The sequence below is a fragment of the Sphingomonas caseinilytica genome (genome assembly GCF_023516455.1).
Taxonomy (GTDB): Bacteria; Pseudomonadota; Alphaproteobacteria; order Sphingomonadales; family Sphingomonadaceae; genus Sphingomicrobium; species Sphingomicrobium caseinilyticum.
This window is the reverse complement of sequence record NZ_JAMGBA010000001.1, coordinates 941307-954253: the sequence shown is the minus strand read 5'-3', so window position 1 is coordinate 954253 and position 12947 is coordinate 941307. Positions and strand designations below refer to the sequence as shown.

The window sequence follows — 12947 nt, the reverse complement described above, 5'->3', positions numbered from 1 at the left end:
GAGGGCCCGCCAAGGATAAGCCTTCGTCAAAGCTAAATCCGGAGGTGGGCGATGCGTGGAATTATTCTGGCGGCGTTGTTGGCAACGGCAGTTCCCGCGGCGGCATGGGCGGAACCGGCGGATGTGGCAGCGAGCGTCGCTGCGACGACTTCCCGAACCGAGGCTAACATCAAGCTGGACGAAGGTCGTAAGCCCGCTGAACTGCTCTCCTTCCTCGGCCTCGAGAAGGGCATGCGGGTGCTCGATATGTTCGGCGCCAACCAATATTGGGCGGAGATCATGGCACCGGCGGTCGGGCCCGACGGTTTCGTCGTCGTGTGGCAGCCCAACCAGTTCCTCAACGACAAGCGCAAGGCGACCTTCGCCGAGTTCGCGGGCCGGCAGAAGAATGTGCTGCTGATCAACAGCCCGTTCGAGCAGCCGTCGATCGGCGTGGGCGCCTACGACTTCATCCTGATGAACCTCGACTATCACGATGTTTATTGGGAGAGCGCGGAACGAAAGATCAGCCGGATGGAACCGGATGCCTGGCTGCAGCGGCTGTATGCAGCGGCAAAACCCGGCGCGGTCGTCGGGATCATCGACCATATCGCGACGCCCGGCGGCGATACCCGCGCCGTGGTGGAGAAGGTCCATCGGATCGATCCGGCGGTTGTGAAGGCGGATTTCCTGCGGGCCGGCTTCGTGCTTGAGGGCGAAAGCGACCTTCTGAAAAACCCGGCCGACGATCACAGCATCAACGTGTTCGACGAGAAGGTACGGGGCAAGACCGACCGCTTCATCTTCAAGTTCCGGAAGCCGCAATGAAGGCTGGCGGCAAGCGCGCCACATGGCTGGTGCTCGGCGCGCTGGTCGTCGGACTGCTGCTCGGCGCCCTGTCCAACCAGGCGGGTGACGGGATTCGGCAGCCACTGATTACCATCGCTTCCACTGTCGGCGGGTTGTGGCTCGACGCGTTGAAGATGACGGTCATCCCGCTGATCATTTCGTTGCTGGTGACCGGCGTCGTTTCAGGCGCCGACCAGGCGCGGGCGGGTCGCATTGCCGGACGTTCAGTGATGTGGTTCGTCATCGTGCTGACCAGCTCCGCGGCGTTCGGCGCGCTTGCGATGCCGGCGCTGCTGGAGGCGTTCCCGCTGCCGGCGAGTTCGGCCGAGGCCTTGCGAGCTGGCCTGGCAAGCGTCGACAGCGCGGCAACGGCTGCATCCGTTCCGACGGTGCAGGATTGGCTGCGGAGCCTCATTCCTACCAACCCGATCGCTGCGGCAGCAAACGACCAGGTGCTGGCTCTTGTCGTCTTCACCGCGATCTTTGCCTTCGCGGTCACGCGCATCGATGCGGACGGGCGGCAGGCAATCGCGAAGTTCTTCAAAGGCATCCAGGACGCGATGCTCGTCGTCGTCGGTTGGGTGCTGGCGCTGGCACCGATCGGTGTGCTGGGACTGGCCTTCGCGGTCGGCGCGGGAGCGGGCGGAGCGGCCTTTGGCGCGGTGCTACATTACGTCATCCTGGTCTCGCTGGTTGGCCTTGTCGTGACGCTGCTCGCCTACGTCATCGCGATTACTTACGCGGGCTGGAAGCTGGGCGATTTCGCCCGGGCGATGATCCCGCCGCAGGCGGTCGCCATCTCGACGCAATCGAGCCTCGCGTCGCTCCCGGCAATGCTGGATGCGGCGAAGAATCTTCGCGTTCCGCAGCGCAATGCCGACGTGACGCTGCCGCTGGCAGTCGCGCTATTCCGGGCGACCGGTCCGGCGATGAACGTATCGGTCGCGATCTATGTCGCTTACTGGATGGGCGTCGAGCTTCATGCTGGCAATCTGATCGCCGGTTTCGCCGTGGCGGCGGTTGCCAGCTATTGGGCGGTGAGCCTGCCCGGGGCGCTGTCGTTCGTGACGTCGATCGCGCCGATCGCGTTGGCCATGGGTGTACCGATCGAGCCGCTGGCGCTGCTCATCGCGGTCGAGGTGCTGCCCGACATTACCCGGACGCTCGGCAATGTGACGTGGGACGTTACGGTGACCGGTGTCGCGTCGCGGGGCGAGCGCGAGGAAGCATAGGCAAGTCCGCCGTTCGTCGGCGACCAGCGACCGTTCGTCCATCGTATCATTCACCGGTCGAGGCCCCGGCAATGCCCGTCGAGCGCAGGGTGTAAAATATATGGAATCGGCGTTTGTGTAAGTCTGCGGCGCGAGCGGAGGGGAGACCCCTGACATCCCGACCCTCCTTCGCGTCGCAGCCTTGGCTAAGGAGCTCAATCGATGTTTCGGACCATCGGTGTGGCGGTGGCTATGTGCGGCGCGACTCTCGCGACACAGGCCTTCGCCTGCGAAACTGCGCGCTCTCCAGAAGAACAGGTATGCAAGGCGCGGGCTGAAAATTCCGCGGCCGTCGCCAAATTCCAGGCGCAGATCAGCAGCGATGCTGCCGTTCACGAACTCACGATACAGCCGTAAGGCTTAGCGTCCGGCTATCGCCCGGACCTGATCGGCGTAGAGGCGTCCCACGGGCTGTTCGTTGCCGTCGGCCAGGCGCGCGATCCAGCGGCCGGACGCGTTGCGGCTGAAGCCCGCGATGAAGTCGCGCCGGACGATTGCCGATCGGTGAAGCCGGACGAACAGGTCAGGATCCAGACCCTCCTCGAGCGCGGCCATGGAATGGTGGATCAGCCAACTGCGCTTGCCGACATGAAGGCGCATATAGTCGCGCTCCGCCGTTACCCGGTCGATGTCGCGAGCCGCGATCCTGACCAGGCCCGACAGGTCGGACGCCCAGAATTCTTCCAGCCAGGGAGAGGTGGGTGCGGCCGGCAATTCGTCGGGCGCACGATCCTCTCGCGCGATCAGATAGGCGCGGGCCCGTTCGATCGATCGCGACAATCGGTCCGCTTCCACCGGCTTCATCAGATAGTCGATGGCCGCCACGTCGAAGGCTGCCACGGCGAACTGATCGAAGGCCGTGATGAACACTACGGCCGGCGAATCTCCGCTGCGCGACAAGGCACGCGCCACCTCGATCCCGTCCAGGCCCGGCATGGCGATGTCGAGCAGAACCAGATTCGGCTCCAGCGCCTCCGCCATGCGAACCGCGCTTTCCCCGTCGTGGGCGGTGCCCACCAGGTAGACGCCCTCGATACGGGCAAGCAGCATCTGCAGACGCTCCGCTGCAAGCGGTTCGTCGTCGGCGATCAATATTTTCAGCTGAGTCTCGTCAGTCATCTTCTTCCAATGGCATGGCGAGCGAAACTTCGTAACCACCTTCGATCGGTCCGAAGCGACAATCCGCTCGCTTGCCGAAGTGGGCTTCAAGCCGCTGGCTGACGTTGGACAGGCCTAGGCCAGTGCCCGTGTGGGTAGGAATCGGCGGAACCTTCCTGGTTGTGCCGCCAACCGCGCGGTTGATCACGTCCAGCTGCATCCGGCCGCCATCCAGTGCGCGAGCGCGGACCGACAGCTTCACCCGCGCCGTGGTCTGCGAAACGCCGTACTTGATGGCGTTTTCGATCAGCGGCTGAAGGATCAATGCCGGAACGCGCGCCTGTTCCAGCTCCTCGGGAATGTCGATATCGACCTCCAGCCGATCCGGAAAACGGACTTTCTCGATATCCAAATAGAGCTTCTGCAGCCCGATTTCCTCGGCCAGGCTGACATCGGCCGACGGATCGATCGAAAGGCTGGTCCGGAAGAAGGTGGAGAGTGCCATCAGCATATTCTCGGCCCGGTCGGAACGTCCCGACATGACGAGAGAGGAAAGGCTGTTGAGGGTGTTGAAGAGGAAGTGCGGATTGACCTGGTAACGCAATGCTCGGACCTGGGCGGCGTGAGCGGCGGTTTCGGCCTCGGCCAGCCGAAGCTCGGTAATCCGCGTTCGATGCTGCTGCGTCATGGCGATGAAGAAGGCGCACCAGGCGGCGAGCAGGAAGTACCAGGTCGCCGTGCCGTCCGCGATCAGGCGCGGCATCTTGTCGCCGATGATCTCCTCCATCGGCGGCAGGTTTACTTCCAGCTCGTCGCCGTCGCCCTTGACGATGCGGACATTGTTGCCGCGCTGGACGATCGCGACGCCTTCCTGGGTCATGATCTTGGATGTTTCGCCCATCGGATTGGCCCAGGTCGACATCCTGAGGCTCGCCGTCGCCATTAGGACCGCAGCGGGAAGAGCGGCAATCGCGGCGACTATCGCCATTCGTCGAATGCTGCCTTCGCGGGCGAACATCCGGATCGCGATGTAAATCAGGAAAGTAAGAACCAGGCCTAGCGCTGCGTTAAAGGCGCGAAAGCTGATCGCCGATGCGGCCTCGGGCCCGACCAGGCCGCGAAGTAGGACCGTCACCAGGTAGAAGGACCAGAATCCAATGATCGACTGGGTCGCGAGACGCCAGTCGGCAAAGCGACCCTGGGACGAAAATGAAGAAGCCACGGACATTGTCACTCTCATTAGGGAATCTTGCGCCCAAACCACAATGTTACGCTTGTCCGTTGGCAGACTTACGCCGCCTCTCGGTCGAACAAATCCGCCGCGGACGGCGGAACGAGCTGCCACAGCCACTCGTTTTGCACCTGAACCGAATTTTCAGGAGGCTTTCAAGGCCATGGCCGACATCAAGAAAAATGAAGCTGCGGACAGCAAGGCGCCGCCTCCGACCTTGTCGGGCGAACCGGATCGGGAGCTTGAGCTCAAGGTCAAGAAGCATCCGGACGATGACGATGCGAAGGTCGATCTTGGCAGCGACGAGTCGATGGATGCGTCCGATCCCATCGCTACAACCCAGCCCGGGAAGGACAAACCAGCGCCATCTTCCGGATTTCCCGAGTAAATTTTTCTGGGGATAATTGAATAGGTGCGGAAATTCCCGTGCCTTATCGTGCTTTCAAGAACACAGCTTCGCCAAAGATGACGGCAATGTGAGAATTTCATGTTGCGGCCAAGACTCCCCTTTGATTCAATATGAATGGGGGGTGGGATTTTGGTTAAGAGATTGGAAACCCAATCGGCCTCATGATCCTGCCTGAGGGTAAAAGGAGTCGGGGATCATGGCCACGAGGACGAGCCAGCCAGCCGGTGGGGCGCTGCTCATCTCGGAATTGAAAGAGTTCGCTTCCTTTCCGAAGGCGACGCAGCGTTATATTCGCCGTTCGCTTGATGTCGCCTATGGCCGCTCCGATCCGCTGGAGACCTGGGCACGCGACGAAATCGAAGCTGCCGCCATTGCCGCCCAGTCCCGCTTCTACAAGCAACTCGACCATCTTCGCGTCCAGATCCCGGACGACAGCGGCCTCGACATGATCGAGCCGTTCCTGGGAATGCTGGTAACGCTTGCGGCATTCGACCTTGGTCAGGACCGGCTGCCGAATTTCGCGGCCTTCCGCTTCCTCTATGAGCGGCTGATGGGCGCCGGTGTCCGGCCGTGGCTTCCGGCGGCTTTCTGCGCCGCCGCTGCCTTGCCGCATCTCCACCCGGATCGCCGCCGCGTGCTTCTGCAGTCGATCAGCGAAAGCGCGGCAACCGCACCGGGCTGGTCCACGCGTGAACCGGTGTTCTGGCCGGAGTGGGTGGAAAAGGTCGATCAGGCCGCTGCCGCCTAAGCCTTAAGCCGGCATTTTCACCGTAGGATAGATTTCGGCGAGTTCGGCAATGCTGCTTCGCGCATCCTTGTGGTGCACGAAAATCCCGCCGGCGACTTCCCACTTTTCGCGATGATCGGCGCGGTCATCGACCAGCACGTCGGCGCCATTCATGTGGCGAAACTTGTCGCGCGCCATGCAGGTGATGATGTGCGTCCCCGGGAAATGCTGCTCCGCCCAGCGGACCTTCTGAGGCGCCGCCCAATTACCTAGGGGCAGGCCGGTGAGGATGATCGGATCCAGGTGCGCGACCGCGTCGAACAGCTGCCGGGCATCAGCCATCAGCGGCAAAGTTCCATAAAAGTCCGGATCGCGGGCGATCCGCCGCCAGAATTCGCGCTTCCCATAGCGGTCTTCGAAGGACCGCGATGACATGCCGAGCAATTGGCGCGCGCCAGCATCGAAATCGGCCAGCACTCCGTCGCAATCGAGGAATAGCTGCCGGTTCATGGCCAGCGCTTAGGCTCGACTTCGATGGGGATTGTCGTTCCCAACGGCTCCCAACCTTTCTCTTGCAGCACGTCATTGCTTTCCCGTGCTTCGCGCCCCTTCGACTTATCCAGCGACCATGTAATGTGGAACGTCGAGCCGTCGGGACGATCGGTGGTGCCGTTGATCGTTACGACCAGGCATTCCAGGCTGTCTCCATCATCGGCACTACCGACGATGGCCGCTTCTGCAGGGCCGGGAAGCTCTTCACGCTCGCTATTGGTTTTCAGCGTGACATGGTCGGCGATGGTGTCCGGGTAGCGCGGCGGAAACTGCTCCAGCAGGTCGCGACGTTGATCGCGGTTGAGCTTCCAGCCGATTACCCTGCCAATTGCGGACATGGTCCTCCAATCGCCAAATGCGGTTCAGGTTCCTAGCCGTTCGACCAGGTCCGCGGCGAACTCGCTTAGCGTGTCATCGCGGGCGCCCAGGATTGCGATGCGATCGCCGGGCAAGGCTTCGGACAACAAACGCTCGCCGATCGCGCTCCGCTCGGGAAGATGCTCGGCATGCCCCCCGGCTTCGTTGATCGCGTTGGCCAGCCAGTCGGAGCCACGCGACTTGTCGACGGTTCCGCCCTGGTAAACCGGATCGGGAAGATAAAGCCGGTCGCCGTCCCGCATTCCCTTGGCGAAAGTTTCCGCGAGTTCCTGACCCATCTTCGCGAGCGGACCATAGCCATGCGGCTGGAACATGATCAGAAGCCGGCCAGGTCCTGCCGTCAGCGTTTCCAATGTCGCCGCGATCTTGTCCGGATTGTGGGCGAAATCGTCGATCACCGTCACGCCGCCGGCGACGCCAACAGTTTCCAACCGGCGCTTGAGACCCGCGAAACGCCCAAGCGCAGCGGCGGCGTCCGACAGCGGGATGCCGATAGCATGTACGGCCGCCAACGCGGCCAGCGCATTCATCGCATTGTGGCGGCCGGGGAGGGGGAGGTCGACCCTTTGCCGTTCCTCGCCCAGTTCGACATCAAATTGGACGCCGTCCTGCCGCAGCTGAAGGCTGCGACCGCGCAAATTTGCAGCCGGGCTATCGAATCCAAAGCTGACCAACCGATCCGCGGGCAGCGTGTCGGCCAGCAGCCGCGCTTCCGGATCATCGAGATTGACGACGGCCTTGTCGGCGGCGCCAAGGAAGCCGCCGAACAGCGCGCGCAGCTCATCCATTTCCTTATGATCGAGGCTGATGTTGCCCAGCACCGCCACCGTCGGCCGGTAAAGTGCGATCGAACCGTCGCTTTCGTCGACTTCGCTCACGAATAGCTCAGGGTCGCCGACCAGCGCCGATGCAAAGGGTGCGCCGGGCGATACAAAATTCTTCATCACCGCGCCGTTCATCACCGTCGGCTGGCGGTGGAGCGCATGCAGGATCCACCCGATCATTCCGGTTACGGTCGATTTCCCACTGGTTCCGCCGACGGCGATGCTCGTCTGGGCGGCATTGAGCAATTTTGCCAGCAGCTGCGGCCGGGTCAGGCGATCGAGACCAAGCTCCGTCGCCCGCATGACGTCGGGAATCGTTTCCTCAACCGCAGCGGAGGTTACCAGCGTCACCCCTTCGCCGAGGCCCGATCCGTCCTGCGGGGCAAGTCCGATCCCGAGCGATCGGAGATATTCGAACTTGGCAGCAAGCCGGCCCGCATCGAGCGATCGGTCGGATCCGGCGACGCGGGCCCCGCCGGCGCGCAATATAGCGGCCAGGGGCAGCATCCCGCTGCCGCCGATTCCGCAGAAGAAAAATTGGTCTGTCATTAGTGGCATGCCCTATGCGGGCGAAGAGCCTTGTGCAATTGAAGCTTCCGATGAAGATCGCCGTCGTCGCGCCAAGCTGCACATTGAGGCCGGAAGCAGCCGAGGCCGTCAGCGCGATCGTTGCTTCGCGCGGCGACGCGGAACTGGTGATCCATCCGCAATGCTTTTTCAGCGACGGTCATTTCGCAGGGTCCGACGAAGCGCGCCTCGACGCGCTGCGCGATGTCATGGCCGACGATCGCGTCGATGCCGTCTGGTTCGCGCGCGGAGGATATGGGTCCAACCGCATCGCCGAGGCAGCGGCTCGCGATTTGCCGGCAGCCGCGCGATCAAAGATTTTTCTCGGCTATTCCGACGCCGGGTTTTTGCTGGCCGCCTTCCACAAGGAGGGCCTTAAAGTAGCGCACGGCCCAATGGTCCAGGACGTCGTGCGCGACGGTGGCGAGGCCGCGGTCAACCGAGCGCTAGACTGGCTGATCAGGCGAGATGAAGCTTCCCTCGAGCCCGGCCTCACCAAGAACCGGCGGGCGATGGCATTCAACCTGACGGTATTGTCGCACCTTATCGGGACCGCAATCGAGCCGGATTTCACCGGAACGGAGCTATTGATCGAGGATGTCGCCGAGCATGAGTATCGGATCGACAGGACGATGTTCCATGTCACCGGCAGTGAATCCATCCGTCGCGTCGCCGGAATAAGGGTCGGACGGATCAGCGAGATTCCCGACAATGACCCGGCGTTCGGCCACGACGCCGAATCCATCGTCCGAAACTGGTGCGAACGGGCCGGAATCCCCTTTCTGGGACATGCCGACATCGGTCATGATGCGGCCAATCGGGTCGTTCCATTCAACTAATAGTCAAATTAACCACGAAGTAGCTCGTCTCCCTCTTGCGCACAGAGGGGAATCGCGCTCTTATTCTCTCAGAACAACAGGAGGGCCAAATGGCAAAAGGGACTGGTCGTAAAGCAGGGGGCGGACTTGCCCGCCCGGTAACCCCGTCGGCGGATCTCGCCGCAATCGTGGGTTCGAGCCCGCTGCCGCGTAGCGAGGTCGTTTCGAAGGTGTGGGACCATATTCGCAAGAACAACCTGCAAAACCCGAATAATAAGCGGGAAATTCTTGCAGACGACAAGCTGAAGAAGGTCTTCGGGACCGACAAGTGCACGATGTTCGAAATGAACAAGCACCTGTCCAAGCACCTGAGCTAGTTCGCTGGCCGCATCTAGCCGCGGCTAGCGGATGAGGAGGGGCCTCGGCATTGCCGGGGCCCCTTTCCGTTGCGCGCGAGTCGCGGATTCGCAAACTCGCTAGGGCGATCAGGCGCGAAAAGCGGTCGCGAGAGGCTCCGAAATAACCGGATAGCCGCGACCTTCGGGAATTCTGACGTGCGGGGCGCCGTCGATCTCCTCGACCCATGGGATGATTGTTTCGATCGAATGATTGCGGGCGTCCGCCAGTGCCGATTCAATCGAATCATGCTGGGCGAGACGTTCCAGATTGCGCTTGGTCGGGAAGATCGCACTGGCTTCACCGCCATTGATGCGCTCGATCAATAACGACGGGCTGGCCCATTCCGCAGCCACGCATTCGCCTTCCTGCGGGTGAGGGTGCCAATCGCCGGCGGGAGCCCGCGCCAGATAGAATAAGGTGTCGAACTTCCGCGGCTGCTTGAATGCCGGCATCCAGCGCGCAAAGGCGGTGAGGGCGTCCAGGTCGAGCGTGAGCTCGCGACTTTCCAGCAGTTCGCCAAAATTGGCGCCTTCGTGCAGCGCCTGCTGCAGTTCGCGGCCGATCCGGTCGTCCGGAATGCCCAGAATCGCGGCGGCCACGCCGGTTTCCTCCAGGGTCTCGCGGATGGCGGTTACCTTGGCGGCCTCGTCCGGTCGGCCAAGGGCGGCGGCCATGATGCGATCCAACGGATCCACGCGGCCGCCGGGAAATACGATCGCGCCGGCCGCGAATGCCATTCGTGCGGACCGCTCGACGACCAGGATCTCGGGACCGCTCGGGCGATCGTTCCAGACGACCAGGGTCGCCGCGGGGATGGCTTCGTCACTCGTCACCACATCGCCCTATTGCGATTGTGGTAAATGGAAAAGGGCCGGCGACCTTTCGGTGCCGACCCTTCCATTCCACCCCCGGGATGGGGAGCGGCGATTTCCAATTACATGGCGTTGACGTTGGACGCGTTGACGTCTGCATCGTCGATGGCGTCTTCGGCCTTTTCGCCTTGCTCTTCGAGAGCGTCGGCCTGGTTTTCCAGCGCCGCTGCTTCAGCCGCATTCGCGGTGTTGTCAGCTGCTGCGTCGAGGTTCTCGGCCTGGGCTTCCAGGTTTTCCTGGACGTTCTCGCCCAGTGCGTCGTCACCTTGGCCACCGCAAGCGGCGAGCGCGAGGGCAGCGGCACCAACGACGGCGAACGAAAGCTTCTTCATCTATAATCCCCTTGTTGCTTTGTGGCGGCGCAATTTCCGCCCCACAGTGACGGGTTCAAACGCTACCACATTCAAGACGGTTCCGTGACGACGCGGATTTTGTCAATTGGTTGCATCATCATGACCCCTCACCTATCTTAAGGGGGCCGGGCAACCGGCTATGTCGGTAGACTATCGGGTGGAATAGGCATTTCGGACCCGGGGGGCAGTACCCCGGCGCCTCCACCACCAGCGGCGATGCGTGAAATCGAAGGATTTCCGCCGTTGCTGATGGGGGCGAAACAGGATCGACGAGTGCAATAAAGGCCTGGTTGCCGATCGGATCGGGCCACCGTGACGGCTCATTCACACAAGTGCCAACGATAACGAGGCGCTCGCAATTGCTGCGTAACTAAGGGCCTAACGGTCTAAGGTTACAAAGACAAAAGCGCGGTCGGACCCCACCGGGCAACAGAAGGGGATTCCAGCGGTTCGGGGAGCACCGGGCAACAGAAGCTCCCCACCTTAGCCATCTTTGCATTTCCCGTTCGTCGAACGAACGGTTGTCACCGGAAAACTGCGCCTTAGGGTCCCCGACTCATAAAATAAGAGGGGAATTCCATGCGTCGTGCTTTGCTTGCTGCCTTCCTGACCGCCTGCGCGTCTGCCGCGATTGCGGCTCCTGTTGCAAAAGACCAGTTGCTGAAGCCGCCTGCCGACGCAGCGCACTACGTCGTCGTTTCGATGGCCGGGAAGCATGGCGACCAATGGGCATGGACCCTGCCCGACGGATCGATCGCCAGCCGCTATTCGCAATCACTGCGCGGCTGGATCACCGAAACCGACGAAGTCATGACGCTCGGGTCCGACGGCCTGCCGAGCAAGATCGTCATTCGCGGCGTCACGCCGAACGGCGACGCAGCCGAAACCTTCACGATCGCCGATGGCAAGGCCAAGTGGACCAGCACGTCGGATAGCGGGGAAGCGGACGCAGCTCCGGCTTTCTATCTCGCCGCCAGCGGCACCAATGTTGCCAACATCCCGCTTGCGGCCGCGCTGGTGAGGGCGGGTGCCAATGGCCTCGCCATGTATCCGAGCGGCAAGGCCACTTTGGAAAAGGGCGCCACCTTCGAGATCAAGGGTCCCAAGGGGCCGGAAACGGTGCAGCTCGCCTGGCTGCGCGGCATCCTTCCGACGCCGACGCCGATCTGGCTCGATTCCAAGGGCAATTACTTCGCCGAGGTCGGCTACATCGCGACCATGCCGGTTGGCTATGAGGGCAACCTCAAGGCCATGAACGATTTCCAGGACGCGGAGACGGCCAAAGCGGTTCGCAACGTATCGCACCGCTTCCTCGATCCCGAGAACAAGGCGCCGGTCCTGTTCGACAATGTCCAGCTGTTCGATGCCGACGGCGGCAAGTTCGTCGCCAATCAGGCGGTGCTGATCCAGGACGGCAAGATCGCCAAGGTAGGCGCGGCCGGGTCGATCCCGGTGCCTGCGGGCGGTCGCACCATCGACGGGCGCGGCAAGTCACTCGTACCGGGGTTGTGGGACAGCCACCTTCATATCGGCGATGACTGGAACGTCGTCACCAACATGGCGACCGGAATCACCAGCTTCCGTAGCCCTGGTACGGATATTGACCGCGCTGTCGACGCAACCAAGCGGCGCAAGTCGGGCGACCTCCTGATGGGCGAGCCCTATGTTTCGCAGATCATCGACAAGAAGGATCCGCTAGCGGCGCAGGGCGCGGAAATCGCATCGTCACAGGCGGAGGCAATCGCGGCAGTCCACAAAATCCATGATGCCGGCCTGTGGGGCGTAAAATTCTACACATCGATGGACCCGACATGGATTCCTGCGGCCGCGGCCGAGGCGCACAAGCTGGGTATGCATGTCCATGGGCATATTCCGGCGCATATGCGGCCGCTCGACGCGGTCCGGGCGGGCTATGACGAAATCACCCACATCAACTTTGTTATGATGCAGTTCATGCCGCAGGACGTCGTCGACCGGGCCAACACCTCGCAGCGCCTTGAGGGGCCGGCCAAGTTCGGCAAGGACGTTGACCTGAATGGGCCGGAAGCGAAGGCATTCATCGCCGAGCTCGCCCAACGTAAGACGATCATTGATCCGACCTTGGTCGTTTGGGAAGCGCAGCTGACGTCCGATGGCGGCGTCCCGGCGCCGGCCTATGCCTCCTACATGGGCATCATGTCCCCGGTCTACGACCGCTACTTCAAGGCGGGCGGATACCCGCTGGTCGAAGGCTATACCCGCGACGATTACCGCAAGAGCTGGCGAAAGCTGGTCGAACTGGTGGGTGCCTTGCACAAGGCCGGCGTGACCATCGTTGCCGGCACGGACGGGCAGGGTATCGAATTGGTCCGCGAAATCGAGCTGTACAAGGAAGCGGGCTTCACGCCTGCCGAGGCGCTTCAGTCCGCGACCATCGTGCCCGCGAAGATGGTCGGCGCCGACAAGCGCACCGGCTCGATCGCGGTCGGCAAGGAAGCGGACGTCGTGCTGGTCAATGGCGATGTCGCGAACGACCTCGGCGCGCTCAGGCGGGTCGTCACGGTCGTTAGCGACGGCTATGTGATGGACGGCGACGCGCTCCGCCAGGCGGCGGGGATGAGCGGCAAGCCGAAGTAAGACA

At 62.4% G+C, this 12947-nt stretch carries 15 protein-coding genes and 1 other RNA gene; 9 read left to right on the top strand and 7 right to left on the bottom strand.

Going from position 1 to position 12947, the window contains the following annotated elements; translation table 11 throughout:
* Positions 1-51 precede the first annotated feature (51 nt).
* The 3 genes from LZ496_RS04815 to LZ496_RS04805 all read left to right on the top strand — a co-directional run bounded on the left by LZ496_RS04815 (position 52) and on the right by LZ496_RS04805 (position 2456).
* Positions 52-807 (top strand): class I SAM-dependent methyltransferase, encoded by a 756-nt coding sequence (locus tag LZ496_RS04815; protein ID WP_249903447.1) that lies wholly within the window; start codon positions 52-54, stop codon positions 805-807.
* Positions 804-2060: a dicarboxylate/amino acid:cation symporter gene (locus LZ496_RS04810; protein ID WP_249903446.1), complete on the top strand. Its 1257-nt coding sequence runs from the start codon at positions 804-806 to the stop codon at positions 2058-2060. Before LZ496_RS04815 ends, LZ496_RS04810 begins: the two co-directional genes overlap by 4 nt.
* Before the next feature lie 201 nt (positions 2061-2261).
* Positions 2262-2456, top strand: a complete 195-nt coding sequence (locus LZ496_RS04805) for a hypothetical protein (protein WP_249903445.1) — start codon at positions 2262-2264, stop codon at positions 2454-2456.
* Positions 2457-2459: 3 nt separating this feature from the next.
* Here LZ496_RS04805 and LZ496_RS04800 read toward each other — a convergent pair whose 3' ends face one another.
* Together LZ496_RS04800 and LZ496_RS04795 are read right to left on the bottom strand one after the other, a co-directional pair.
* Positions 2460-3218, bottom strand: a complete 759-nt coding sequence (locus LZ496_RS04800; protein ID WP_249903444.1) for a LytR/AlgR family response regulator transcription factor — start codon at positions 3216-3218, stop codon at positions 2460-2462.
* Complete coding sequence (locus tag LZ496_RS04795; RefSeq protein WP_249903443.1) at positions 3211-4425, bottom strand: sensor histidine kinase; 1215 nt, start codon at positions 4423-4425, stop codon at positions 3211-3213. Before LZ496_RS04795 ends, LZ496_RS04800 begins: the two co-directional genes overlap by 8 nt.
* Positions 4426-4591: 166 nt before the next feature.
* Between LZ496_RS04795 and LZ496_RS04790 the strand changes: the two genes are divergently transcribed.
* Positions 4592-4816, top strand: coding sequence for a hypothetical protein (locus LZ496_RS04790; RefSeq protein ID WP_249903442.1), 225 nt, complete (start codon positions 4592-4594; stop codon positions 4814-4816).
* 217 nt (positions 4817-5033) lie between these two features.
* Positions 5034-5585 carry a hypothetical protein gene (locus LZ496_RS04785; protein WP_249903441.1) on the top strand — a complete coding sequence of 184 codons (552 nt, stop codon included), beginning with the start codon at positions 5034-5036 and terminating at the stop codon, positions 5583-5585.
* Between the two features lie 3 nt (positions 5586-5588).
* Here LZ496_RS04785 and LZ496_RS04780 read toward each other — a convergent pair whose 3' ends face one another.
* The 3 genes from LZ496_RS04780 to LZ496_RS04770 are packed head-to-tail and all read right to left on the bottom strand — an operon-like array spanning position 5589 to position 7867.
* Positions 5589-6074, bottom strand: a complete 486-nt coding sequence (locus LZ496_RS04780; RefSeq protein WP_249903440.1) for a 5' nucleotidase, NT5C type — start codon at positions 6072-6074, stop codon at positions 5589-5591.
* Complete coding sequence (locus tag LZ496_RS04775) at positions 6071-6454, bottom strand: hypothetical protein (protein ID WP_249903439.1); 384 nt, start codon at positions 6452-6454, stop codon at positions 6071-6073. The genes LZ496_RS04780 and LZ496_RS04775 overlap by 4 nt, the downstream gene beginning before the upstream one ends.
* 24 nt (positions 6455-6478) lie before the next feature.
* A complete protein-coding gene (locus LZ496_RS04770; RefSeq protein ID WP_249903438.1) occupies positions 6479-7867 on the bottom strand; it encodes a Mur ligase family protein in 1389 nt (462 codons plus the stop codon).
* Between the two features lie 50 nt (positions 7868-7917).
* On the opposite strand from LZ496_RS04770, the gene LZ496_RS04765 reads away from it, so the two are divergent.
* Entirely contained in the window at positions 7918-8724 is an 807-nt protein-coding gene (locus LZ496_RS04765; RefSeq protein WP_249903437.1) for an LD-carboxypeptidase, read from the top strand.
* Between the two features lie 89 nt (positions 8725-8813).
* On the top strand, positions 8814-9080 hold the full coding sequence (locus LZ496_RS04760; protein WP_249903436.1) for an SWIB/MDM2 domain-containing protein: 267 nt from the start codon (positions 8814-8816) through the stop codon (positions 9078-9080).
* A gap of 108 nt (positions 9081-9188) precedes the next feature.
* Here LZ496_RS04760 and LZ496_RS04755 read toward each other — a convergent pair whose 3' ends face one another.
* Positions 9189-9935, bottom strand: a complete 747-nt coding sequence (locus LZ496_RS04755) for an NUDIX hydrolase (RefSeq protein WP_249903435.1) — start codon at positions 9933-9935, stop codon at positions 9189-9191.
* A 101-nt stretch (positions 9936-10036) separates the two neighbouring features.
* On the bottom strand, positions 10037-10306 hold the full coding sequence (locus tag LZ496_RS04750) for a hypothetical protein (protein ID WP_249903434.1): 270 nt from the start codon (positions 10304-10306) through the stop codon (positions 10037-10039).
* A 106-nt stretch (positions 10307-10412) separates the two neighbouring features.
* Between LZ496_RS04750 and ssrA the strand changes: the two genes are divergently transcribed.
* Positions 10413-10771: a transfer-messenger RNA gene (gene ssrA, locus LZ496_RS04745) on the top strand.
* A gap of 135 nt (positions 10772-10906) precedes the next feature.
* A complete protein-coding gene (locus tag LZ496_RS04740) occupies positions 10907-12943 on the top strand; it encodes an amidohydrolase family protein (RefSeq protein ID WP_249903433.1) in 2037 nt (678 codons plus the stop codon).
* Positions 12944-12947 lie beyond the last annotated feature (4 nt).